Annotated in this window: 24 protein-coding genes; 17 read left to right on the top strand and 7 right to left on the bottom strand. The window is 68.7% G+C overall.

Annotation, left to right across the window (positions count from 1 at the left end):
* Positions 1 to 3: 3 nt before the first annotated feature.
* Positions 4 to 153: a hypothetical protein gene (locus AOM45_RS51850; RefSeq protein ID WP_169774253.1), complete on the bottom strand. Its 150-nt coding sequence runs from the start codon at positions 151 to 153 to the stop codon at positions 4 to 6.
* 68 nt (positions 154 to 221) lie between these two features.
* Positions 222 to 1064 carry a DegV family protein gene (locus tag AOM45_RS25330; protein WP_030467842.1) on the bottom strand — a complete coding sequence of 281 codons (843 nt, stop codon included), beginning with the start codon at positions 1062 to 1064 and terminating at the stop codon, positions 222 to 224.
* A 216-nt stretch (positions 1065 to 1280) separates the two neighbouring features.
* Here AOM45_RS25330 and AOM45_RS25325 point away from each other — a divergent pair, with 216 nt between their 5' ends.
* The 9 genes from AOM45_RS25325 to mnmA all read left to right on the top strand — a co-directional run bounded on the left by AOM45_RS25325 (position 1281) and on the right by mnmA (position 9884).
* The gene (locus tag AOM45_RS25325; protein ID WP_030467843.1) at positions 1281 to 2063 is read left to right on the top strand and encodes an electron transfer flavoprotein subunit beta/FixA family protein; all 783 of its coding nucleotides are present in this window, start codon (positions 1281 to 1283) and stop codon (positions 2061 to 2063) included.
* A 13-nt stretch (positions 2064 to 2076) separates the two neighbouring features.
* Positions 2077 to 3030, top strand: coding sequence for an electron transfer flavoprotein subunit alpha/FixB family protein (locus AOM45_RS25320; RefSeq protein ID WP_030467844.1), 954 nt, complete (start codon positions 2077 to 2079; stop codon positions 3028 to 3030).
* 255 nt (positions 3031 to 3285) lie between these two features.
* Positions 3286 to 3810, top strand: a complete 525-nt coding sequence (locus AOM45_RS25315) for a hypothetical protein (protein WP_030467845.1) — start codon at positions 3286 to 3288, stop codon at positions 3808 to 3810.
* A 204-nt stretch (positions 3811 to 4014) separates the two neighbouring features.
* Positions 4015 to 4623: a hypothetical protein gene (locus AOM45_RS25310; RefSeq protein WP_156093841.1), complete on the top strand. Its 609-nt coding sequence runs from the start codon at positions 4015 to 4017 to the stop codon at positions 4621 to 4623.
* Between the two features lie 70 nt (positions 4624 to 4693).
* Positions 4694 to 5467 carry a GNAT family N-acetyltransferase gene (locus AOM45_RS25305; protein WP_030467847.1) on the top strand — a complete coding sequence of 258 codons (774 nt, stop codon included), beginning with the start codon at positions 4694 to 4696 and terminating at the stop codon, positions 5465 to 5467.
* A complete protein-coding gene (locus AOM45_RS25300) occupies positions 5464 to 6336 on the top strand; it encodes a lysophospholipid acyltransferase family protein (RefSeq protein WP_081902146.1) in 873 nt (290 codons plus the stop codon). Before AOM45_RS25305 ends, AOM45_RS25300 begins: the two co-directional genes overlap by 4 nt.
* Positions 6293 to 7636, top strand: a complete 1344-nt coding sequence (locus AOM45_RS25295) for an MFS transporter (protein ID WP_035910341.1) — start codon at positions 6293 to 6295, stop codon at positions 7634 to 7636. Before AOM45_RS25300 ends, AOM45_RS25295 begins: the two co-directional genes overlap by 44 nt.
* A complete protein-coding gene (locus AOM45_RS25290; RefSeq protein WP_030467850.1) occupies positions 7636 to 8805 on the top strand; it encodes a cysteine desulfurase family protein in 1170 nt (389 codons plus the stop codon). Before AOM45_RS25295 ends, AOM45_RS25290 begins: the two co-directional genes overlap by 1 nt.
* On the top strand, positions 8802 to 9884 hold the full coding sequence (mnmA, locus tag AOM45_RS25285; protein WP_030467851.1) for a tRNA 2-thiouridine(34) synthase MnmA: 1083 nt from the start codon (positions 8802 to 8804) through the stop codon (positions 9882 to 9884). Before AOM45_RS25290 ends, mnmA begins: the two co-directional genes overlap by 4 nt.
* Before the next feature lie 238 nt (positions 9885 to 10122).
* Here the strand turns inward: mnmA and AOM45_RS25280 are convergent, their stop codons facing one another.
* Both AOM45_RS25280 and AOM45_RS25275 read right to left on the bottom strand, forming a co-directional pair.
* Positions 10123 to 10974, bottom strand: a complete 852-nt coding sequence (locus AOM45_RS25280) for a serine/threonine dehydratase (protein ID WP_051783443.1) — start codon at positions 10972 to 10974, stop codon at positions 10123 to 10125.
* Complete coding sequence (locus AOM45_RS25275) at positions 10971 to 11474, bottom strand: DUF6584 family protein (protein ID WP_030467853.1); 504 nt, start codon at positions 11472 to 11474, stop codon at positions 10971 to 10973. The genes AOM45_RS25280 and AOM45_RS25275 overlap by 4 nt, the downstream gene beginning before the upstream one ends.
* A gap of 36 nt (positions 11475 to 11510) precedes the next feature.
* Between AOM45_RS25275 and AOM45_RS25270 the strand changes: the two genes are divergently transcribed.
* Complete coding sequence (locus tag AOM45_RS25270; protein ID WP_030467854.1) at positions 11511 to 12653, top strand: hypothetical protein; 1143 nt, start codon at positions 11511 to 11513, stop codon at positions 12651 to 12653.
* Positions 12650 to 13087, top strand: coding sequence for a hypothetical protein (locus AOM45_RS25265; RefSeq protein WP_051783444.1), 438 nt, complete (start codon positions 12650 to 12652; stop codon positions 13085 to 13087). The genes AOM45_RS25270 and AOM45_RS25265 overlap by 4 nt, the downstream gene beginning before the upstream one ends.
* Here the strand turns inward: AOM45_RS25265 and paaI are convergent.
* Both paaI and AOM45_RS25255 read right to left on the bottom strand, forming a co-directional pair.
* Positions 13020 to 13412: a hydroxyphenylacetyl-CoA thioesterase PaaI gene (gene paaI, locus AOM45_RS25260; RefSeq protein WP_030467856.1), complete on the bottom strand. Its 393-nt coding sequence runs from the start codon at positions 13410 to 13412 to the stop codon at positions 13020 to 13022. The two genes, AOM45_RS25265 and paaI, sit on opposite strands and share 68 nt — an antisense overlap.
* Before the next feature lie 237 nt (positions 13413 to 13649).
* A complete protein-coding gene (locus AOM45_RS25255; protein WP_030467857.1) occupies positions 13650 to 14963 on the bottom strand; it encodes a glycoside hydrolase family 18 protein in 1314 nt (437 codons plus the stop codon).
* A gap of 186 nt (positions 14964 to 15149) precedes the next feature.
* Between AOM45_RS25255 and AOM45_RS25250 the strand changes: the two genes are divergently transcribed.
* From AOM45_RS25250 to AOM45_RS25240, 3 genes are all read left to right on the top strand, one after another.
* Complete coding sequence (locus tag AOM45_RS25250; RefSeq protein ID WP_030467858.1) at positions 15150 to 16151, top strand: methionine synthase; 1002 nt, start codon at positions 15150 to 15152, stop codon at positions 16149 to 16151.
* 91 nt (positions 16152 to 16242) lie between these two features.
* Entirely contained in the window at positions 16243 to 18096 is a 1854-nt protein-coding gene (locus AOM45_RS25245) for a glycoside hydrolase family 9 protein (RefSeq protein WP_030467859.1), read from the top strand.
* A 56-nt stretch (positions 18097 to 18152) separates the two neighbouring features.
* On the top strand, positions 18153 to 18977 hold the full coding sequence (locus AOM45_RS25240) for a hypothetical protein (RefSeq protein ID WP_156093842.1): 825 nt from the start codon (positions 18153 to 18155) through the stop codon (positions 18975 to 18977).
* On the opposite strand, the gene AOM45_RS25235 is transcribed toward AOM45_RS25240, so the two are convergent.
* Positions 18964 to 19443, bottom strand: a complete 480-nt coding sequence (locus AOM45_RS25235; RefSeq protein ID WP_030467861.1) for a GNAT family N-acetyltransferase — start codon at positions 19441 to 19443, stop codon at positions 18964 to 18966. The two genes, AOM45_RS25240 and AOM45_RS25235, sit on opposite strands and share 14 nt — an antisense overlap.
* A 66-nt stretch (positions 19444 to 19509) precedes the next feature.
* Here AOM45_RS25235 and AOM45_RS25230 point away from each other — a divergent pair, with 66 nt between their 5' ends.
* Genes AOM45_RS25230 through AOM45_RS25220 form a run of 3 tightly spaced genes read left to right on the top strand, consistent with a single transcriptional unit; the run spans position 19510 to position 21124 of the window.
* Positions 19510 to 20034 carry a hypothetical protein gene (locus AOM45_RS25230; protein ID WP_030467862.1) on the top strand — a complete coding sequence of 175 codons (525 nt, stop codon included), beginning with the start codon at positions 19510 to 19512 and terminating at the stop codon, positions 20032 to 20034.
* 17 nt (positions 20035 to 20051) lie between these two features.
* Positions 20052 to 20570 carry an LppU/SCO3897 family protein gene (locus AOM45_RS25225; protein ID WP_156093843.1) on the top strand — a complete coding sequence of 173 codons (519 nt, stop codon included), beginning with the start codon at positions 20052 to 20054 and terminating at the stop codon, positions 20568 to 20570.
* A complete protein-coding gene (locus AOM45_RS25220) occupies positions 20567 to 21124 on the top strand; it encodes a YdeI/OmpD-associated family protein (protein ID WP_156093844.1) in 558 nt (185 codons plus the stop codon). The genes AOM45_RS25225 and AOM45_RS25220 overlap by 4 nt, the downstream gene beginning before the upstream one ends.
* The last annotated feature ends 4 nt before the right edge of the window (positions 21125 to 21128 follow it).

The following is a 21128-nucleotide window of genomic DNA, read 5'->3' as shown; positions in this document are numbered from 1 at the left end:
GCGCTAGTGCTTCCTGCCGCGGAGCTTGCGCAGCAGCTGCTCGGCCTGCGCGCGCTTGCGCGGGTCCTGAGCCATCTGCCGCGCCTTGGCTTGGAGCTTGTGGCCCTGCGGGCTGCGCAGGAACCTGGCGATCTTGTCCATGAACGAGGCCATCTGAGGTCCCTCCAGGTGTCCGTTACGTCCAGTTCAACGGACGGAACAGCACCCGGAGTTCCCGAAGATCAGACCGGCGAAACGGTGATGCCCAGCGCGCCGGGGCCCACGTGGGCGCCGATCGCCGAGCTGACCTGCGTCAACATGAACTGGCGGACGTTGGGCACGCCCTTGCGGAGCTTGCGCAGCAGCCGGGTGGCCTTCTCTTCCGCGTCGAAGTGCTCGACGGCGACGTCGACGGTGTCGGTGCCCGCGCGCTTGATCGCGATGTCCAGCATCCGGTTGAGCGCGCGGTCGGCGCCGATCACCTTGTCCAGCGGGGTGATCTGGCCGTCGGCCATGGTCAGCAGGGGCTTCATCGACAGGACGCCGCCGACCAACGCCGCCGCGGCACCGATGCGGCCGCCGCGCCGCAGGTACTCGAGGGTGTCGACGTAGATCAGCTCGGTGGATCTGTCGAAGCGGTGCTGGGCGGTCGCGAGCACTCTTTCGAGGTTGCCGCCCGCCTCGGCCACCTTCGCGGCGGCCTGGACTGCGTAGCCGATGCTCATCCCGCAGGTTTGGGTGTCGATGACGTGCACCGGGACGCGGACCTGGGCGGCGGCCGCGCGGGCCGCCTCCACGGTCGCGGACTGGCGGCTCGACACGTGGATGGACACGATCGAACGGACGCCTTGCGCGGCCAGTTCGTTGTACGTCCAGAAGAACGCGCCGGGGTCGGGCGGGATCGTCGCCACGGGCACGTTGGCACGCATGGCGGAGACCAGCTCGGGGACCGGGATGCGGGACTCGTCGTCGGTGTGGTCGCCGATCCGCACCTGGATCTGCACCACCTCGATGCCGAGTTGATCAGTCAGCTGCGCCGGGAGACAGGCCGTGGAGTCGGTCACGATTGCTACTCGCCGGTACATGTCGGCGCAGCCTAGTCCTCCGAATGGGTTACATCTCAAAAGGTGTCGTCAACGGGTGACAACTGTCACGCTAGCGGGGTGCTTGCTGCCGTTTGCAGGGGTGCTACTGGCGGGTAACATCCGGGTGATGGCAGGGTCGTGAACACCCGGCGGCGCAGTCCCTAAAGTCCTCTGCGCAAGCGTCGCCGCCCGTCCGCAGGAGGTCGAAGAGGACCTATGAACATTGTTGTCCTGGTCAAGCAGGTGCCTGACACCTGGTCCGAGCGCAAGCTCACCGACGCCGACCACACCCTTGACCGCGAGTCCGCGGATGCCGTGCTCGACGAGATCAACGAGCGCGCCGTCGAAGAGGCCCTGCAGCTGCAGGAAGCCCACGGCGGTGAGGTGACCGTGATCGCCATGGGTCCCGACCGCGCCACCGACGCCATCCGCAAGGCGCTGTCCATGGGTGCCGACAAGGCGATCCACGTGAGTGACGAGGCGCTGCACGGTTCGGACGTGCTGGCCACGGCGAAGGTCCTCGCGAAGGCGATCGGCACGGTCGAGAACGTCGACCTGGTCATCGCGGGCAACGAGGCCACCGACGGCCGCGCGGGCGCCGTGCCGGCGATCCTCGCCGAGCTGCTCGGTCTGCCGCAGGTCACCCAGCTGCGCAAGGTCACCGTCGAGGGCACGACGATCAAGGGTGAGCGCGAGACCGACGAGGGCGTCGCGTTCCTCGAGGCGTCGCTGCCGGCCGTGGTCTCCGTGACCGAGAAGATCAACGAGCCGCGTTACCCGTCCTTCAAGGGCATCATGGCCGCGAAGAAGAAGCCCGTCTCCACCGTCACGGTGGCGGACCTGGGCATCGACGCGTCCGAGGTCGGCCTGTCCGGCGCGTACACCCAGGTGCTGGAGGCGGCCCCGAAGCCGCCGCGCAGCGCGGGTCAGCGCGTCGAGGACGGTGGCGACGGTGGATCCAAGATCGCCGAGTTCCTCGTCGGCCAGAAGCTCATCTGAGGGAGGGGAAGTCATGTCTGAAGTTCTGGTTCTGGTCGACCACGTCGACGGCGAGGTCAAGAAGGTCAGCTACGAGCTGCTGACGGCAGCGCGCCGTCTCGGCACGCCGTCCGCGGTGGTCGTGGGTGCGCCCGGCACCGCGTCGAAGATCCGTGAGTCGCTCGGCAAGTTCGGCGCCGCGAAGGTCTACGCCGTCGAGTCCGACGACGCCGTCAACTTCCTCACCACCCCGAAGGTCGACGCCCTGGCCGCGCTCGCCCCGAACGCGTCCGCGGTGCTCGTCTCCGCGACCGTGGAGGGCAAGGAGGTCGCGGGCCGTCTCGCCGTGCGCATCGACTCCGGCTGGCTGGTCGACGTCGTGGACGTCGAGGCCGACGGCACCGGCGTGCAGTCGATCTTCGGTGGCGCGTTCGTCGTCAAGGCGAAGGTCAGCAAGGGCACCCCGGTCATCACCGTCCGCCCCGGCGGCGTCGAGGCCGAGGAGTCCCCGGCGGACGCCGTGCTGGACGAGTCGGTCTCCATCTCGGTGGACACCGCCAAGGCCGCGAAGGTCACCAGCCGTGAGGCCGTCGTCGGTGGCGACCGCCCGGAGCTGACCGAGGCCTCGGTCGTCGTCTCCGGTGGTCGTGGCGTCGGCTCGGCGGAGAAGTTCTCCGTCGTCGAGGAGCTCGCCGACTCGCTCGGTGCCGCCGTCGGTGCCTCGCGCGCCGCGGTCGACTCCGGCTACTACCCGCACCAGTTCCAGGTCGGCCAGACCGGTAAGACGGTCTCGCCGCAGCTGTACGTGGCGCTGGGCATCTCCGGTGCCATCCAGCACCGTGCGGGCATGCAGACCTCGAAGACGATCGTCGCGGTCAACAAGGACCCCGAGGCGCCGATCTTCGAGATCGCCGACTTCGGTGTCGTGGGCGACCTGTTCAACGTCGCGCCGCAGCTGACCGACGAGGTCAAGAAGCGCAAGGGCTGAACAAGGCCGCAGTTGTGAAAAGGGTGTCAGGATTCGGTCCTGGCACCCTTTTTCGTTGTCCGGAATCCTGGCCAGAGCAAGATCGATTCGACTGTTCGGCGGTACCTCTCGCCGTCGTGACCCGGAATTGTCGCAGCTGCATTGTTGTGGGGGCGATGCTCACTGGGGTCAATTCTGGGGTGTCTTCCTCGCACAATGCTTCATCCGCACCTGTTCGGTGCGCTACTGGGGAAAGACTGAGGGAGAACACACTCCATGGGGAACAGGAAGTCGTCGTTCATCGCGGCAGCCGTGCTGGCCGTGTCGGCACTGATCACGACCACCGGGGTCGCGTCGGCGGCCGAGGAGGCCGAGTCCGCCGCGCCGTCCGTCATCGACAGCGCGCAGCCGGGTCAGCTGGAGATCACCGCGGTGTCCGACGGTGACGGTCTGAGCGCGCAGGCCGTGATCACGTGCCGTGGCAACACGGACAACCCGCACAAGTCGCACACGGATTCGACCAGGGCGAACGTGCACGTCAACATCACGTGCACGTCCAGCGTCCCCAGGATCGCGGTGCGCGGCGCGATCTACCGCGACGGCAGGCTGGCCGGCACGTCCGCGCGCAACAGCGTGGCGACGGGTCGCAACAAGGCGACCAACCACGCCAACACGGCCTGCGTCAACAACCGCGTGTACGACAGCTGGGTCGGTGGCGAGATCACCTTCCCGCCCGGCTACCGGCCGGCGACGGGCCGGATCAACGCTTTCGGCCGCAGCGCCCGCATCACCAACTGCTGAGACGATGAGGGCATGACGACAAGTCCCGTTGGCGGCGCACCGAAGCCGGCTCCGGCGGCGACAGCTCACGCTTCCGCGTGGGTTGTCGCCGGTGTCCGAAACTTCGACGGCACGGTCGGCTCGATTGTGCCGCCGGTTTTCCCGGCCTACGCACGCGTGTTCCACCCCGGGTATCGCAGAATCGCGGAAAACGGTGCCGAACCGGTGCGCTGGAGTGAAATAGCAGAAGCGCACCACCGGGTCATGCACCCGCTCGCGCAGTGGCGGCAGATCAATCCGCCGTTGCCGGGCGAAACAACGAATCCCGAAAAATGGGGCAAAGACCTCGGCAGCCTTCCGGCCCGCGCGGGCGTGTGGGACGACGAACCGGTGCTGGGCGCGATGCCGACCTCCGTCGCCGCCCGCCTCGCCACCCTGCTGACCAGGCACACCGGCACTCCCGGCCGGTGCTGGCTGGCGGTCTGGGAGGGCTACGGAGACCTGGCCGGGCGCTGGACCGCCGGGCCTCGGTTCGACGTGCCCGACCGCGGTATGCACCTGCTCGTTGGTCCGGTGGCCGCGGCGGCGTTCCCGCTGGGCGACGAACGCTGGCCGCTCGCGGAACCCGATCGCCGGCTGCACCCGAACCTGTGGTGGCCCGCGGACCAGGCGTGGTGCGTCGCCACGGACGTCGACATGATGACCACCTACGTCGGTGGCAGTGCCGAAACCATCGCCGACGTGCTGGCCGACACCGGGCTCGAGGCGCATCCCGTCAAGGCCGACGACGCCGTCACGTGGGACTCGGACACGATCAACCGCACCACGGGTTAACCCGACTGCCACTGAGGCGTCATCGTTCTGACCTGCTGTCATTCGCCTGCCCGGCTTCACCCTGGTTCGCATGACGCAGCCGCAACTGCTTGTCAGCACCCCCGCCCAGCAGGGCGAGGACACCCCTCACTACTCCCTCCTCGTCGCCCGTGACAGCGAAGAAGTCGTGGCCGCGCAGAAGCTGCGCTACGAGGTGTTCGCCGGCGAGATGGGCGCGACGCTGCACACCGCCGTACCCGGCCACGACGTCGACGAGTTCGACGAGCACTGCGACCACCTCGTGGTCCGCGACGACCGCACCGGCGAGATCGTCGGCGGCTACCGGATGCTGCCGCCCGAGCGCGCGCGGGAAGCCGGACGGCTCTACAGCGACGGCGAGTTCGACCTCTCGAACCTCGACGGCATCCGCCACACCACGGTCGAGACCGGACGTTCCTGCGTGCACCCCGACCACCGCAACGGGGCCGTCGTCAGCCTCGTCTGGGCGGGCATCGCGCGGTACATGCTGCTGAGCGGTCACAAGTGGCTCGTCGGTTGCGCCTCGATCCCGTTGCAGGACGGCGGCAGCCTCGCGGCCGGCGTGTGGGACACGGTGCACGCCAAGCACTACGCGCCCGAGCAGTACCGCGTCACGCCGCACCACCCCTGGGACGTCGACGCGATCGCGCGGCCCGCGAAGACCGTGCTGCCACCGCTGCTCAAGGGCTACCTGCGGCTCGGAGCCAAGATCTGCGGACGGCCCGCGCTCGACGCCGACTTCGGCGTCGCGGACCTCTTCATCCTTCTCGGCATGGACCACGTCGACCAGCGCTATCTCAAGTTCTTCCTGGGGGAGACGGCATGAGTCACGCCTGGATGCCCTCTTCGCCGTGCGGTGACGGCTGTGTCGGCGGCACGGTGGAAGAGGTCGGCAAGCTCAGGCAGATCTGGCGGGTGGTCACGGCGGTCACCGCGCTCCTGTGCGGTGCGGCGATCGCGGTCGCGCTGCTGTTGCCGGGCAAGCAACGGGAGAACGCGATCCGCCTGTGGTTCCACGCCGTGCTCAGGGCGTTCGGCGTCAGGCTGGAGATCCACGGCGCCAGGAAGTTTCAGGCGGTGCCCAGACGCGGCGTGCTCGTCGCGAGCAACCACGTGTCGTGGCTCGACGAGCTCGCGATCGACTCGGTGCAGCCGATCAAGCTCGTGGCCAAGAAGGACATCAGGAGCTGGCCCGTCCTCGGCCGCATCATCACCGCGGCGGGCACGGTCTACCTGGACCGCGAGAACCTGCGCGAGCTGCCGCGGACCGTCGACGAACTCGCGGCAACGTTGCGGGGTGGCAGTGCGGTCGGCATCCACGCCGAAGGCACGACGTGGTGCGGGCTCGCGTCCGGGCACTACAAGCCCGCGCTGTTCCAGGCCGCGCTCGACGCCGGCGTGCCGGTGCGGCCGATCGTGCTGCGGTACCGGATCGGCGGCCACGTGACGACGCAGCCCGCGTTCGTCGGCGGCGACACGCTCGTCGACTCGATCAAGCGCGTGCTCAGGGTCAAGGGACTGGTCGTCGAGGTCCACGTGCTCGACGAGATCGCTCCCGGCCGTGCGGCGACGCGTCGGGAACTCGCGAAACTTGCCGAAGAGCAATCAATTCGCTTGACCTCGACCGAACTGGAGATAGCACCATCAACGGGTGACTCTCACCGCGCCCGCACCATCACGCCTCTGGTCGCCTGACCGCCGCTGGCCCACGACGGGCATCCTGCTGCTGGTGACGCTGTTCGCCTTCGAGGCGATGGGCGTCGGCACCGCGATGCCCACCATGGTCCGCGAGCTGAAGGGCGAGGCGCTGTACGCGTGGCCGTTTCTCGCGAACCTCGCGGCGAGCGTCATCGCGACGGTCTTCTCCGGGCGGCTGTCCGACCGGCGCGGGCCGAAGCTCCCGATCCTGATCGGCGTGGTGCTGTTCCTCGTCGGACTGGTCGTCGCGGGCGTGGCCGGGACCATGACCGTCCTGCTCGTCGGCCGCGTGCTGCAGGGTTTCGGTGTCGGGTTCCTGATCGTCGCGATCTACGTGCTGATCGCGCGCGCCTACCCGGAGAGCGACCGGCCGGCGGTGTTCGGCGCGCTGTCCGCGGCGTGGGTGGTGCCGTCGCTGGTGGGTCCGGCGGTCGCGGGCTGGGCGACCGAGCACCTGACGTGGCGGCTGGTGTTCATCGGGATCATCCCGCTGGTGCTGATCGGCATCGTGCTGCTCGTGCCCGTGCTCAAGGGCCTGCCTCCGCACGACGCGACCCCGCCGCAGCGCAGGTACCTGCCGCTCGCCGCGGTGGCGGCCGGGCTCGGTGTGGCGAGCCTGAGCTGGGCGTTGCAGCACCGCACGTGGTGGCTGCTCGCGGTGGCGTTGGTGTTGCTGGCACCGGCGCTGCGGATCCTGTTGCCGAAGGGCACGCTCCTCGCTCGGCGAGGCCTGCCGGTGACGATCCTCGCGCGCGGCCTGCTGGCGGGCACGTTCTTCGCGGTCGAGAGCTTCGTCCCGCTGACGCTGACCGTCGTGCACGGCTACTCGCCCCTCGCGGCGGGCATCCCGCTCACGCTGAGCGCGCTCGGCTGGGCAGGAGCGTCGATGTGGGCGTCAAGGCACCCGAAGATCGAGCGTCACACCCTGGTGCGGACCGGCTTCCTGTTCACCGCGACCGGCATGGCGGCGGTGACGTTCATCGCACCGTCGTGGGGTCCTGCCTGGCTGACGCCGGTCCTGTGGGGCGTCGCGGGCGCCGGCATGGGCCTGGCGACCTCCAGCGTCGGTGTGCTGATGATGGCCGCGTCGCCCGAGGAGGACCGCGGGTTCAACTCGGCGGCGCTGCAGATCTCGGACATGCTCTTCTGCGCGACCATGATCGGACTCGGCGGCGTCGTGGTCGTGGCGACCGCGCCGACCGCGGGCGTGGTGGTGCTGAACCTCTCGATGGCGGCGTTGGCGGTGGTGGGAGCGGTTCTGACCGGGCCACGCATGCGGGCTACCCTTGAGTCCTGATGGCTTATCTCGACCACGCTGCCACGACCCCCATGCACCCGGAGGCGGTCGCGGCGATGACCGAGGCGTTGTCCACCACGGGCAACGCCTCGTCGCTGCACACCTCCGGCAGGCGGGCGCGGCGTGCGATCGAGGAGGCCCGCGAGAACATCGCCGACGCCCTGGGCGCCCGGCCGTCCGAGGTGCTCTTCACCGGCGGCGGCACGGAGAGCGACAACCTCGCGGTCAAGGGCGTCTACTGGGCCCGTGAGCGGCGCCGGGTGCTCGCGTCCGCCGTCGAGCACCACGCCGTGCTGGACGCCGTCGAGTGGCTGGAGCAGCAGGGCGCGGACGTCACGTGGCTGCCGACCGACCGCTTCGGCCGGGTGTCCGCGGAGGCCGTCGCCGACGCCCTCGACGACGACGTAGCGCTCGTCACGACGATGTGGGCGAACAACGAGGTCGGCACCATCAACCCCGTGCACGACATCGCGCGCGTGTGTGCTGAACGCGGTGTGCCGTTCCACACCGACGCCGTGCAGGCCGTGGGCGCGGTGCCGGTCGACTTCGCTGCTTCCGGCGCGTCCGCGTTGACCATGACGGGCCACAAGGTCGGCGGCCCGTACGGCGTCGGCGTGTTGCTGCTCGCGCGTGACGTGAAGTGCACGCCGTTGCTGCACGGCGGCGGCCAGGAGCGGGACGTGCGGTCCGGCACGCTGGACGTGCCGTCGATCGTCGGCCTGGCCCGCGCGGTGCGGATCGCGGTGGAGGAGCAGGAAGCCAGGGCTGTCGAGCTGGCCGCGTTGCGGGACGACCTGATCGCCTCGGTGCGCGCGGTGGTGCCGGACGTGATCGTGAACGGCGACCCGGTGGACAGGTTGCCCGGCAACGCGCACCTGACGTTCCCCGGCTGCGAGGGTGACAGCCTGCTGATGCTGCTGGACGCGCGCGGGGTCGAGTGCTCGACCGGGTCCGCGTGCACGGCCGGCGTCGCGCAGCCGTCGCACGTGTTGCTGGCGATGGGCGTCGAACCTTCGCTGGCTCGTGGATCTTTGAGGTTCTCGCTCGGGCATACGTCGACCCGCGCGGACGTTGAGAAGTTGGCGACCGTGATCGGCCCGGTGGTCGAGCGCGCGCGTACGGCAGGTCTGGCAGGCATGAGGCGTTCCCGGAAGGTGGTCAAGCAGTGAAGGTCCTCGCGGCGATGAGCGGTGGTGTCGACTCCGCGGTGGCGGCGGCACGCGCCGTCGAAGCGGGACACGACGTGACGGGCGTGCACCTGGCGTTGTCGGCCAAGCCGGGAACGCTGCGGACCGGCGCCCGCGGGTGCTGCACGATCGAGGACGCGCACGACGCCCGTCGTGCTGCCGACCTGATGGGGATTCCCTTCTACGTCTGGGACTTCGCCGAGCGGTTCACCGAGGAGGTCGTCGAGGACTTCGTCGCGGAGTACGCGGCCGGGCGGACGCCGAACCCCTGCTTGCGGTGCAACGAGCGGATCAAGTTCGAGGCGTTGCTGGACAAGGCGATCGCGTTGGGGTTCGACGCTGTGTGCACCGGGCACTACGCGCGGCTCGAGCTCGTGGACGGGCGGCCGGAGCTGCGGCGGGCGGTGGACATCGGCAAGGACCAGTCGTACGTGCTGGCTTCCCTGACGTCCGAGCAGCTGTCGCACGCGATGTTCCCGTTGGGGGACACGGTGAAGGACGACGTCCGGGTCGAGGCTGCGTCGCGTGGGCTGTCGGTGGCCAAGAAGCCGGACTCGCACGACATCTGCTTCATTCCTGATGGGGACACGCAGAAGTTCTTGGCTGGCCGGATGGAGACTCGGCCCGGGCTGTTGATCGACGACGAGACCGGCGCGGTTCTCGGGCGGCACGCCGGGGTGCACGAGTTCACCGTGGGGCAGCGCAAGGGGCTCGGGATCGACGGGCCTGCTCCTGACGGGCGGCCTCGGTACGTGCTGGCGTTGGAGCCTGTGTCCGGGAACGTCCGGGTGGGCTCGGTCGAGAAGCTTGCTGTGACTGAGATTTTTGCTTCTTCTGCCGTTGCTCATGTCGAGTTCGACGGGCCCGTTGAGTGCGTGGCTCAGGTTCGGGCGCATGGGGGGACTGCGCCGGCTGTCGCCGAGCTCGTCGACGGAGGCTTGCGGGTTTCGTTGCGGGAGCCGTTGAAGGGTGTGGCTCCCGGGCAGGCTGTGGCTGTCTACCGCGAGGACGCGGCGGGTGACGTGGTGCTGGCGAGCGCGACGATCGATTCGACCTCCTGAGCTCTAATTCGGTTGTTGCGCTTCCCGGTGCTCTCTAACGTCGGCGGCGTGACGTTCACGGACATGGCGTTCTACGACGGACTTGTCGATGAGGCACGTGTCGCGTTCCGGTGCTTCGTCGCGCAGCGGAGGTCGTTGCGGGGGATCAGGAACGTGCTTCGGGCCGGCGGTGGTGCCCGCCGGCCCGAGCAGCCGATGTGGGCCGTGCCGTTGCACCGGCGGGTGCATCGGGTGCGGGCTAACGCGGTTGCCACTCCGAGTTCGCTCCGCACAGGATCACGCAGGGCAGCTCGCCCGGCACATCGCCCCTGAGGAAAGACGCGAAGGCGGCGGCTCCGGCTGGTTCCACTGCCAGCCGGAAGTCTGCCCAGAGGCGGTCGCGTGCTGCGAGGATCTCCTCGTCGGACACCAGTGCGGACGTGATGTTGTGGTGTTGCAGGACTTCCAGCGGCACTGAGCCTGCCTGGGTGGCGCCGAGTGCGTCCGCGGCGATCGAGTTCACGGGTGAGTCGACGGGCCGGCCCGCCTCGAGGGCGTTGTGCATCGCGCAGCAGTTTTCTGGCTCTACGGCGATGATGCGGCGTCCGCCGGAGGCCAGTGCGGTTCCGGCCACCAGGCCTCCTCCGCCGACGGCCACGGCGATCGAGTCGACGTCCGGGGCGTCCTCGACGATCTCCTGCGTCACTGTGGACTGGCCCTGGATGACGTCGGGGTCGTTGTAGGCCTCGATGTAGGGGAGGCCGAAATCGCGGGCCGCTGTGGCGGCTTCGGCGTAGGTGCTGCCGTGGCGGATCAGCTTGGCGCCAAGGGCCTCGATGCGGGCGGTCTTGGTTTCCGGGGCGGTCACGGGGACGAAGACCGTGGCGTGGGCGCCCAGGAGCTGGGCGGCCTGGGCGACTGCTATGCCGTGGTTGCCGCCTGAGGCGGTGACCACCTCTGAGACGTCGAGGGAGAGCAGTTTGGTGACCGCGCCGCGGATTTTGAACGAGCCGGTGAGCTGGAGGTGCTCCAGTTTGAACACCAGGGGGCGGCCATCTGCGGTGGTGCGCATGATCGGGGTGCGGCGGACGTACTGCGACAACGTTCTCATGTGAACAGCTTCCACAAGAACTGGACGAGAGTCACGATGCCCAGGAGGAAGCACACGACCACGAAGGTGCCGCCGACCATGACTACCAGGCAGGCGCCCCAGGACGTCTCCTCGTGCGGGGTGGCGTCCAGTTCTCGTTGGAGCTCGATCCGGGCTTCCAGGTAGAGGGAGGCGAGGCGGGTTCTCGCCGTTTCGGTGGGGGCCTCGTCCACCCGGCCCTGCCAGCTCAGGGCCACCAGTCTGGCCTCGGCTCGGCGGTAGGCGCGTTCGAAGGCCAGGGTTTCTTCCGGGTCGCGTTCGTCGGAGAGGTAGGCCCAGCGGCCCGCTTGGGCCGGCTGGCCCAGGACTCGGTAGACCTCGGCGAGGCGTTCGCGCAGATCCAGCCGGTGCGGGTAGGTGCCGACGAGTCCGGCGACGCGCTGACGTGCGCGAAGCACGTTTGCGAGGTCGCCTCGCCGCAACTCCTCGGCCGCTTTGTGGAGCGTCAGCTCTACCGGCATGAACATTAGTTTCGCAGGTAGGGCTAGTTTTGACCCGTGTTTGGCCTATCGCTGCTGGTCTCCGGCCTCGCCTGGTGGCTGGGGCTGTACCTGCTCGCCCGTGATCCGCGCAAGCCGCTGATGTGGTGGGCCGGCGTCGGAATGATCGGCTATTCGGCGGCGGTCGTCGTGCCGCATTCCGTGCTCATCGGTGTACCTGCGCTGGCCTGGACGGGTGCGGTGCTGTTGCTCTCCCGGCCGGAGTTGATCAAGTGGTGGGCCTTCGCGGTCGTACCGTTCTTCGTCGCATCGGTCTGGGTGCCGTGGATCGTGTTGCTCCCTCTGGCCGTGTCGACAGTCCTAGCCATAAGGAAACGCTCTTACTTTTCACTCGTTGGAGTGATGTTCGGCCTGTCGGCGGGCGCGTTCCTGCTCGGGCTGCTGCCGGACGCGATCACGTTGCCGTCGCTCGGTTTCGACGTGGTGGCCTTCGGGATCCTGGTCGCGGTCACCGACGCCGTGGAGGAGGGGGAGGCGATCCGCGCGGACATGATGCGGTCGCTGGTGATCTCCGGGTTCACGGCGGTGCTGTTCGGGTCGCAGGTGATCTTCTTCGGCGGCCCGGTGCTGCTGGTGTTCACGACCGTGGCGGCGGCGATCGCGGTGCAGGTGCTGGCGAACCCGCTCGCGGCCGTGGTCGACCGGCTCGCGGTGCCCAGGGTGGCCGCTGAACGGGCCGAGTTGCGGGAGGCGGCCGAGTCGTTGCCGAAGAGGCGGCCGTTGGTCACCGAGGACGAGGCCGAGTTCGCTCGGCTGACGCGCAAGGCGCTGAGCCACTACGGCGATCTCGGAAAGCTCGTCGCGAGCCCGTTGATCGCGCTCACCGACGATGCTCCGCCGCTCGACCGGGCCGCGCAGTTGAAAGGCATGTTGCTCACGAGCATTCAACGGCTCAAGCCCGCGGACGGCGATTTCGGCACGAGCGACGAATGGCGTTATTACAACGCCCTCTACTTCTACTACGTCAAAGGAGTTCGCCCCTACTCGGTCCGGACCAAGCGCGAGGACCTCGACGCCGAGGACCGGCGCGCTCTGCAGTGGTTCGTGACCCAGGTGCCCGAGCGAACCCTCCACAACTGGCAGAACGCCGCCGCGCGCCTGGTCGCGGTGGACCTGATGGCAGGAGTTGGCAGCGCTTGACGTGGTTCTGGCAGCGTCCGGCGGGCGATGGTCAGGCCATGTTGAAATTCGCCTTGAAACTCGACGGTGTCGCTTCGTTCGCGCTGGGTCTGCTGACCCTGCTGGTTCGTCCGGAAGTGGGCATGCCGGTCGGCTGGCAGATCGGCCTCGGCTCTTTCTGCGTGGTTTACGGGATGTTCGTGTTCGGTTTGGGCACCCGCGCCACCCCGGACCGCCGAATGGTGCTGCTGATCATCATCGGCAATCTGGTCTGGGGTCTCGACAGCATTCTCACGGCCGCGCTGAAGTGGTTCCCGCTCACCGGCGTCGGCGTCGCGCTGGTCCTCGCTCAGGGGCTCGCAGTGATCGGCTTCGCGGTGCTGCAGTTCATCGGTCTTCGCGCAGCGTCCGCGAGCGACCGCGGAACTCCGCAACGGTCTCGGGCCCTCGCCTGACCGTGATGTCGTAGATCCCGCTGCGGCCGAACCGGGTCCGTTCCACCGCCTCCGCCACCAGCTCGTCGCCCTCGTGCACGGGCCGGATGAAGTCGATCTCCGCCGTGGCGGCGACGGTGACGGACCCGGCCCTGTTGCAGGCGCAGGCGAACGCCGTGTCCGCCAGCAGGAAGACGTAACCGCCGTGCGCGATGCCGTGACCGTTGATCATCAGCTCGGAGACCGTCATCCGCAGCAACGCGTAGCCGTCGCGCAGCTCGACGGGCTCGATGCCCAGGGCGTTGGACGCCTTGTCGGCGGCGAGCATCTCGGCAGGACCATTCATTCGTGGCAGCGTAATCACTCTGGCGGTGGTGTCACGCCGAGTTGAGCGCCCCTTACTGTCCGGATGCCTTGATCGCTCAACGTCGGAGGTGGTCGTCATGGGTGGTTGTTCTTGCTGCAGCTCGTGCACGGGTCCGAGCTGCGGGTGCTGCGGCTCCTGCTAGCGGTTCCGGACGAACGAACGAAGGCCGGTGCGGGGACGGAAGATCCCGCACCGGCCTTCGCTCCGCAGGGTGAATCAGCCCGTGTAGACCTTGAACAGGTTCGTGAACTCCCAAGTGCTCTGGGAGATTCCGCTGCACGTGGGGGAAACTCCGCCACCGGCGCACGAACCGTTGTCACGGCCCGCCGACCAGAACGCCACGCGGCCGACGTGGTTGGCCTTCGCGTAGTCGAGGACCTTGCGCGCATCGGTCTGTGTTGTCGTCATTCCGGTGTCGTTGCGTCCGATCATCGGCGTCAATCCGAGCAACGCCTTCAACTGCGCGTCGGACTTCGACGGCCAGATGGTGCGCATCTGCCCGAGGGTGGCGTTGGCCGCGGCGACCATCGCGTCGCCCCAGTTACCCGTGTAACCGAAGTTCATCAGCATGGGGTTCACCAGCACGGTGACGCCCTTGGCCGCCGCGTCCTTCAGGACGTCGACCGAGTACGGGTCCATGCCGTAGTCCTGGCCCTGGATGCGCATCGTGTAGCTGACCGTCGTGCCGCGGGTGTCCTGCAGCCGCTTCAGCGCCGTGTTCACGATCGCCTGCGGGATCGTCGCTTCCACGTCCACGTCGATGCTGTTCGAACCCACCGCGTCCAGCACGGCGACGTAGGCGTTGTACAGGGCGTCGGCGCTTGAGCAGACGTGCTCGAGATACGGGCCCATGGCGCCGCCGGTCGCGACGATCACGCTGCCGCCGCGTGCCTTCAACGCGTTGACGTCGTTCACGATCCGGCTGTCGTTCAACGGCACGGTGCCGCCCCACGCCGGTGCACAGCCCGAAGAAGAACCGAGTGCGAACGCCAGGGTGAAGACCTTCTGGCCGGTCGCGTTGGCCACGTCGACGAGTGACGGCGTGGGCATCGTGATGTCGATGTACGGCGCGACGCGCGCGCTACCGGGCGTTGGCGGTACATCGGACGTTGTGGTGGTGGAAGGCGGAGTCGTCGTCGTTGGGGTGCCACCACCACATGGGACGCCGTTGAGCTTGCAGTTCGACGGCACCGCCGAGCCGCTCACCAGGAAGCCGAAGCTTGTCGACGCGCCCGCGGAGACGTTGCCGTTGTACTCGCGGTTGGTGAACGTGTGGTGGTTGCCGCTGCTGGTCAGCGTGGCGTCCCAGTAGGAGCCCACGGAGGCTCCGGCGAGGTCGAACTCGAGCTTCCAGCCGGCCAGCGCGGTCGTGCCGGCGGTGATCGTGTACTTGCCCTGGTAGCCGGAGCCCCAGGTGGAGTCCTGACTGAACGCCGCGGACTCGCCGGCGGCGGAAGCGGGAGCGATGGCGACGAGTCCGGCCACCAGTGCGGTGGCGGCCCCGGCGGCGAAGAGGGCGAAGCGGGCCATCGGGTGGTCCTTCCGGCAGGGGAGGAACACAGTGGCGCAGGACCGCGGGGCGCGTCGCGGTCCTGCGCCACGTGCAGGGAGGTGCTCGCACGCTCAGCACCTGCTCAATCACGGTAAGTGGCCTAGACCATAGCGTCAATGGGTCTAGACCTCTTCTGTCTGCCGGACAGTGGAACAATTCGGCGGGTGCGTGGAGCCACTGGAATCGGATCGCTGCCCGGAACCGACATCGACGAGGCGGCGCGAGTCGTCGTCGGTGAGCTGCCGGAGCTGCCGCACGTGCCCGAGCTGCCCGCGCGGGGCGTCGGCGCGGACATGATCGGCCGCACCGCCGGCCTGCTCGTCGACCTCGCGATCGAGGTCATCACGTCGGGCTACCGCGTCACCGCGCGTCCCGGCCGTGACCACCGGCGTGCCGTCGACCTGTTGCGCGGCGACCTGGACGCGTTCGACGAGGCCCTGGAACGGGCGGGCGCGCAGCCGGAGACGGTCAAGGTGCAGGCGGCCGGGCCGTGGACGTTGATGTCGAACATCGAGCTGATGCGCGGTCATCGCGTGCTCACCGACCACGGCGCGGTGAAGGAGTTCTCCGAGTCGCTCGCCGAGGGGCTGCGGCAGCACGCGGCCGAGATCGCCAAGCGCACCAGGGCGAAGGTCGTGGTGCAGCTCGACGAGCCGGGCCTGCCCGCCGTGCTGCAGGGCCTGCTGCCGACGCCGTCGAAGCTCGGCACCGTGCCCGCCGTGCCGGAACCGGACGCCCGCGCGGTGCTCGCCACCGTGATCGAGGCGCTGAAGGACCACGAGGTCCTCGTCCACTGCTGCGCGCCGCAGCCGCCGTTGACGCTGCTACGGGAGGCCGGTGCGGCCGCGATCGCGTTCGACGTGACGTTGGTCAAGGGGGCAGAGGCGCTCGACGAGATCGGCGAGACCTGGGAGGCGGGCACGACGCTGGCGCTGGGCCTGGTGCCCAGCACCGACCCCGGCACGCCCGTGACGTTGAAGGAGGTCGGGCAGAGGGCGTTCACGCTGGTCGACCGTCTGGGCTTCCCCCGCTCGATCCTCGCGGAGAAGGCGTTGCCCACTCCGACGTGCGGTCTAGCGGGTGCGACGGCCAGTTGGGTCAAGCGTTCGCTCTCGTTGACCCGTGATCTCTCCTCGGCCTTCTCGGAGCCGCCAGAGGGCTGGTGATGTCCGGTTTGGGCGGCTAGTCTGCTGCGAACTATTAGGAAACTTTCTTAACCGAAGGCCACCGCCGCGGCCTGGACCGGGAGTTCCGAACATGCGCATCAGACGTGCGGCCCTGGTCGCCGCAGTTCTCACAGGTGTGGTCGTGGCGCCTGCTCAGGCGGCCCCCGCCGCGCACATCAGGCTGGACCAGATCGGTTTCGGCACCGCCGAGGCGAAACACGCCTACGTGCTCGGTGGTGCCGCGAACACCAGGTTCACCGTGGTCGACAGCTCGGGCAGGACCGTGCTGACCGGCAGGACGGGCGCCTCGACGGGCTCGTGGAGCGACAGGTTCCCCGCGGTGCACCCCATCGACTTCTCCGCGGTGAAGACGGCGGGGACGTACCGGATCAAGGTCGGTTCGGCCACCTCGACGCCGTTCAGGATCGACTCGCCGGCCCGGTTGTTCCAGCCGGTCGCGAACAGCACGGTCGAGTTCTTCCAGGCCCAGCGCGACGGCGCGTCCGTCATCCCCGGCCGGTTGAACCGCAAGCCCGCGCACCTCACCGACCGCGACGCGATGGTCTACGAGGAGCCGGTGTTCAAGGGCGAGGGCGGCGACGAGATCGCGGCGCCTCTGCAACCCACGGGTGTGAAGGTCGACGTCGAGGGCGGCTGGTTCGACGCGGGTGACTTCGTGAAGTTCACCCACGCGTCGTCGTACTCGACCGCGTCGATGCTGCTGGCGTTGCGCAACAAGCACAACGACGCGCTGTACGAGGAGGCCAAGTTCGGCCTCAAGTGGCTCGACAAGGCGTGGGACGAGAAGACCGGCGTGCTCTACGCCCAGGTCGGCATCGGCACCGGCTCCGAGGAGTTCGGCTTCGTCGGCGACCACGACGTGTGGCGCCTGCCGGAGGCCGACGACAAGCTCGACGTGAAGCCGGGCGACAGCCAGTACTACATCAAGTACCGGCCGGTGTTCCGGGCGAACAAGCCGGGCGAGAAGATCAGCCCGAACCTGGTCGGGCGCGTGGCCGGGTCGTTCGCCCTGGCCGCGCAGATCGAGTCGCGCCGCAACCCGCGCCTGGCTTGTCAGTACTTGGAGAAGGCGGCGTCTCTCTTCGCGCTGGCCAAGACTTCGGACGTCGGCGAGCTCGTGACGGCGTTCCCGCACGCGTACTACCCCGAATCGTCGTGGGCCGACGACATGGAGTTCGGCGCGACCCAGCTGGCGCTGGCCGCGAAGGCGTTGAACGACAGGCGTTACGGCGAGTTCGCGCGTGCCGCCGCCCACTGGGCCAAGGAGTTCTTCGCCACCGCCGATCCCGACACGTTGAACGTCTACAACATCTCCGCGCTCGGCCACGCCGACCTCGCCCCGTTGCTGAAGAGGGGCGTTCCCGGCGCCGAGGTGACCGAGGCTCAGGTCGTCGGCGACATCAAGCGCCAGCTGCAGCAGGGTGCTTCCGCGGCTCAGTCCTCGCCGTTCCGCACGGCTGCCAACGTCGAGACCTGGGACGTCGGCTCGCGCACGTTCGGCTTCATCACGACCGCCGCGCTGTACCAGAGGCTGACCGGCTCCCGGGAGTACCAGACGTTCGGCACGCAGCAGCGCGGTTTCGCCCTCGGCACCAACGCCTGGGGCACGTCGCTGATCGTCGGTGTCGGCGCGAAGTTCCCCGAGTGCCCGCACCACCAGGCGGCGAACCTGTCCGGTTCTTCTTCCGGCGGCTCGAAGGTGCTGGTCGGCGCCGTGATCAACGGCCCGAACGACGCCTCCCTGTTCACCGACCTCGGTGAGATGCCGCCGGGTTCCGTGGACTGCACCAAGCCGTACACGAAGGAGTTCGACTCCGCGAAGTCCGTGTTCGCCGACGACCTGAGGTCGTGGCCGAGCTCCGAGCCGGCCATCGACTTCACGGCGACGGGCGTGCTGGGCTTCTCGCTGATCGCTTCGAGCTGAGTGGCGCCGGCGCGGGCCCGGGTGTCCAATTCGGACTTGTGCTCAGGCTCGCGCTGGTGCTGCTGCTTCTGACCGCGGGTACGGCCGAGGCCCTGCCTTCGAAGGTCTCCTGCCGAGTTCCCGGCGTGCACGACCCGGACGTGATCCGGGCCGTGCACGCCGTCGGTCTTTCGCTGCGGGTCAGCGACAAGGTGATGCTCGCCGGCTTCGAGGCCGGCTGGGTCGAGTCGCACATGAACAACCTCGCGTGCGGCGACCGCGATTCGCTCGGGGTGTTCCAGCAGCGGCCGTCGATGGGCTGGGGCACGCCCGCGGAGATCATGGATGTGTTTCACGCGGCCCGGCGGTTCTTCGAGTACGCGGTGAAGGTGGACCGGCCGGAGTTGAGCGCGGGGCTGCTCGCCGACGCGGTGCAGCGGTCGTGCTGCCCGGAGCGCTACGACCAGGCGGTGGACCGGGCGTCGTTCATGCTGCGCCAGGCGTGGCAGGGAGGGCCGGAGGTCGCCGAGGGCGTTGTGCACGTGGTGTCCGACGGCGATGTTCGTGCCGGTGATGTCGTGTTGAGCCGCTCCGGTGACTTCGTCGGGCGGCCTTCGGTGGCCGGGCGGTTGGTGTTCGCGCGGACGGCTCGGGGCGAGGTGCGGGTGCTTGCCGGTGGGGTGTGGCGGTCGGTGGCTTCGGGGGTCGGCGGGGATCCCGAGGCCGTGGTTCGTCCTGATGGGACGGTCGGCGTGTACAGCCTGATCGGCGGCCGCGTGCACCGCCTCGGTGCGGGCTGGGAGCCGTTGGGCGCAGGTACCTTCATCGACACCGTGTCCGCGCTGCCCGACGGCACGGTCTACGCGCGCAAGGCCGACGGCACGGTGCTCAAAGCCGGTTGAACGGCTCCGCGTACCGGAACGCCCCGGCCGGCACCTCGCCGAACAGCCGGGCCTGGAAGTGCGGCCCCCACTCGGGAACCGGCGGCGTGATCCCGAACTCCGAAGCGAGCCGGAAGCCGAACCGCGAGTAGTAACCAGGGCTGCCGAGCAGGATCACCGCGCGCTCGCCCCGTGCCTCCGCCGCGCCCAGGACGGCGTGCATCAACGCCTTGCCCACGCCCCGTCCCTGGTGGTCCGGGTGCACGCTGACCGGCCCGATTCCGACCGCGGGGAAATCACCGACGTACCCGCGCGTGCCGACGACGTGTCCGATCACGCCGTCCGCGACCAGCGAGAACTCGGGGATCCAGCCCTCGTCGGCGCGCAGCCAGTCGATCAACGGAGCTTCGGGGCCGTTCTTGAAGGCGAGGTTGGTGACTGCACGGATCGCGTCGACGTCTGCGGGCGTTTCCCGGCGGATCAGCATGTGCGAACTGTGCCTGGGCAACACGACCGGGTGCCACTCATAATTCGCCTGGACGAGGGGGAGTTCATGAGGCGTTGGTGGCCGTTGCTCGTGCCGGTGGTCGTGGCGGCGCTGGGGTGGTTCCTGCTCGGCGGGACGGAAACGCTTGCGGGCACCGCGACCGGCATCAAGCCGGTCAAGCTGGACCGGTGGGAGTCGGCGCAGGTCGGCGACTGCGTGTGGTTGGACGAGGCGGGCACGCTGTTCCGGGTCGACTGCCGGACCGGTTACGCCGGGCAGCGGGTGGTGTTCCACAACGACCCGCTGACGGCCTGCCGCAACCAGGACGCGTACGTGTGGCTGCAGCAGGACGACCACTCGCCCCGGTTGTGCATGGTCCTCAACGCCAACACCGGTGACTGCTTCTCCGGCGTTCTCAACCGGACCTCCTACATGGGGCAGGCCGTCAAGGTCGAGTGCGCGACGGCGACGGCCGAGATGAAGGTGCTGATGGCCGGGACCTACGACTACACCGCCCGGTGTCCCGAGGAGACGACCTTCGCCCACCGGTACCCCTATCCGCCGATCCTGCTCTGCATCAAGACGTACTGAGCGCCATAATCCGCGTCGTGGTTGTGCGACAGACCGTGCTCGTGTGCGTACTCGCCGTGCTGGCCTATCTCGGGTTGTGGTGGGCTTTCAGCTCGGACGAACCGTCGCCGGCGGCACCGGAGTCCCTGTTCCTCACCGACTACTCGAAGGCGGAGAAGGGCAGCTGCGTCAGGTTCAACGGGCCAGGCGAGGACGACCTCGGGCTGACCGTCATCGACTGCAAGGGCGAGCGGGCCGCGTTGAAGGTCGGGACCGTGCTGGGCGAGACCAGTGCCGAGTGCCCGCGCGGTGAGTACAAGGTGTTGCGCGACACCAGGCACAACGCCGCGCTGTGCCTGCTGCCCAACGCCGAGCGTGGCGACTGCTTCGAGCTCGACACCGAGGACCTGCAGCGGTCGGTGGTGTCCAAGTTCGACTGCGCGGCGCCGCGGGTGAACGTGCAGGTGGTCGGCATAGCTGAGGAAAGTTGCCCCGAAGAGGCCGAACTCGGTGTTCCCTATGAGGAGATGACGCTCTGCCTGAGGAGGGTGCGTTGATCTTCTTCGAAGGTCCCGCCGAGTTCGACGCGTGGCTGCACGAGCACGGCGCCACCGAGACCGAGCTGTGGATCAAGTACGCCAAGAAGGGTTCCGGACTGAAGACGATCACCTACGACGAGGCGCTGGACGTCGCGTTGTGCCACGGCTGGATCGACGGGCTCGTGCGGTCCATCGACGAGACCTACTACTCGCAGCGTTGGACGCCGCGGACGGCGCGCAGCAAGTGGTCCAAGCGCAACTGCGGCAAGGTCGAGGAGCTGGTCGCGGCCGGCCGGATGCTGCCGGCGGGGCTCGCGGAGATCGAGAAGGCCAAGGCCGACGGGCGGTGGGAGGCGGCGTACGCGGGTCCGGCGACTATCCAGATGCACGACGACCTGCGCGCCGCGCTGGACGCGAACCCGGCGGCCGCCAAGGCTTTCGAGACGTTGAACAGCCAGAACAGGTACGCGATCCTGTTCCGCGTGCACGACGCGAAGAGGCCGGAGACGCGGCAGAAGCGCATCGCCCAGTTCGTCGACATGCTGGCCGAGGGACGCAAGCTCTACCCTTGAGAAT

The sequence above is a fragment of the Lentzea aerocolonigenes genome (genome assembly GCF_000974445.1).
Lineage (GTDB): Bacteria > Actinomycetota > Actinomycetes > Mycobacteriales > Pseudonocardiaceae > Lentzea > Lentzea aerocolonigenes.
This window is presented reverse-complemented; position numbering and strand designations above follow the sequence as displayed.

What these genes read in the sequence shown, in the direction of transcription:
- AOM45_RS51850 (WP_169774253.1), bottom strand. Translation starts at nt 153, where the DNA reads ATGGCCTCGTTCATGGACAAGATCGCCAGGTTCCTGCGCAGCCCGCAG.
- AOM45_RS25280 (WP_051783443.1), bottom strand. Translation starts at nt 10,974, where the DNA reads ATGAGAACGTTGTCGCAGTACGTCCGCCGCACCCCGATCATGCGCACC.
- AOM45_RS25290 (WP_030467850.1), top strand. Translation starts at nt 7,636, where the DNA reads ATGGCTTATCTCGACCACGCTGCCACGACCCCCATGCACCCGGAGGCG.
- AOM45_RS25330 (WP_030467842.1), bottom strand. Translation starts at nt 1,064, where the DNA reads ATGTACCGGCGAGTAGCAATCGTGACCGACTCCACGGCCTGTCTCCCG.
- AOM45_RS25300 (WP_081902146.1), top strand. Translation starts at nt 5,464, where the DNA reads ATGAGTCACGCCTGGATGCCCTCTTCGCCGTGCGGTGACGGCTGTGTC.
- AOM45_RS25275 (WP_030467853.1), bottom strand. Translation starts at nt 11,474, where the DNA reads ATGCCGGTAGAGCTGACGCTCCACAAAGCGGCCGAGGAGTTGCGGCGA.
- paaI (WP_030467856.1), bottom strand. Translation starts at nt 13,412, where the DNA reads ATGAATGGTCCTGCCGAGATGCTCGCCGCCGACAAGGCGTCCAACGCC.
- AOM45_RS25305 (WP_030467847.1), top strand. Translation starts at nt 4,694, where the DNA reads ATGACGCAGCCGCAACTGCTTGTCAGCACCCCCGCCCAGCAGGGCGAG.
- AOM45_RS25320 (WP_030467844.1), top strand. Translation starts at nt 2,077, where the DNA reads ATGTCTGAAGTTCTGGTTCTGGTCGACCACGTCGACGGCGAGGTCAAG.
- AOM45_RS25235 (WP_030467861.1), bottom strand. Translation starts at nt 19,443, where the DNA reads ATGCTGATCCGCCGGGAAACGCCCGCAGACGTCGACGCGATCCGTGCA.
- AOM45_RS25245 (WP_030467859.1), top strand. Translation starts at nt 16,243, where the DNA reads ATGCGCATCAGACGTGCGGCCCTGGTCGCCGCAGTTCTCACAGGTGTG.
- AOM45_RS25255 (WP_030467857.1), bottom strand. Translation starts at nt 14,963, where the DNA reads ATGGCCCGCTTCGCCCTCTTCGCCGCCGGGGCCGCCACCGCACTGGTG.
- AOM45_RS25230 (WP_030467862.1), top strand. Translation starts at nt 19,510, where the DNA reads ATGAGGCGTTGGTGGCCGTTGCTCGTGCCGGTGGTCGTGGCGGCGCTG.
- AOM45_RS25315 (WP_030467845.1), top strand. Translation starts at nt 3,286, where the DNA reads ATGGGGAACAGGAAGTCGTCGTTCATCGCGGCAGCCGTGCTGGCCGTG.
- AOM45_RS25325 (WP_030467843.1), top strand. Translation starts at nt 1,281, where the DNA reads ATGAACATTGTTGTCCTGGTCAAGCAGGTGCCTGACACCTGGTCCGAG.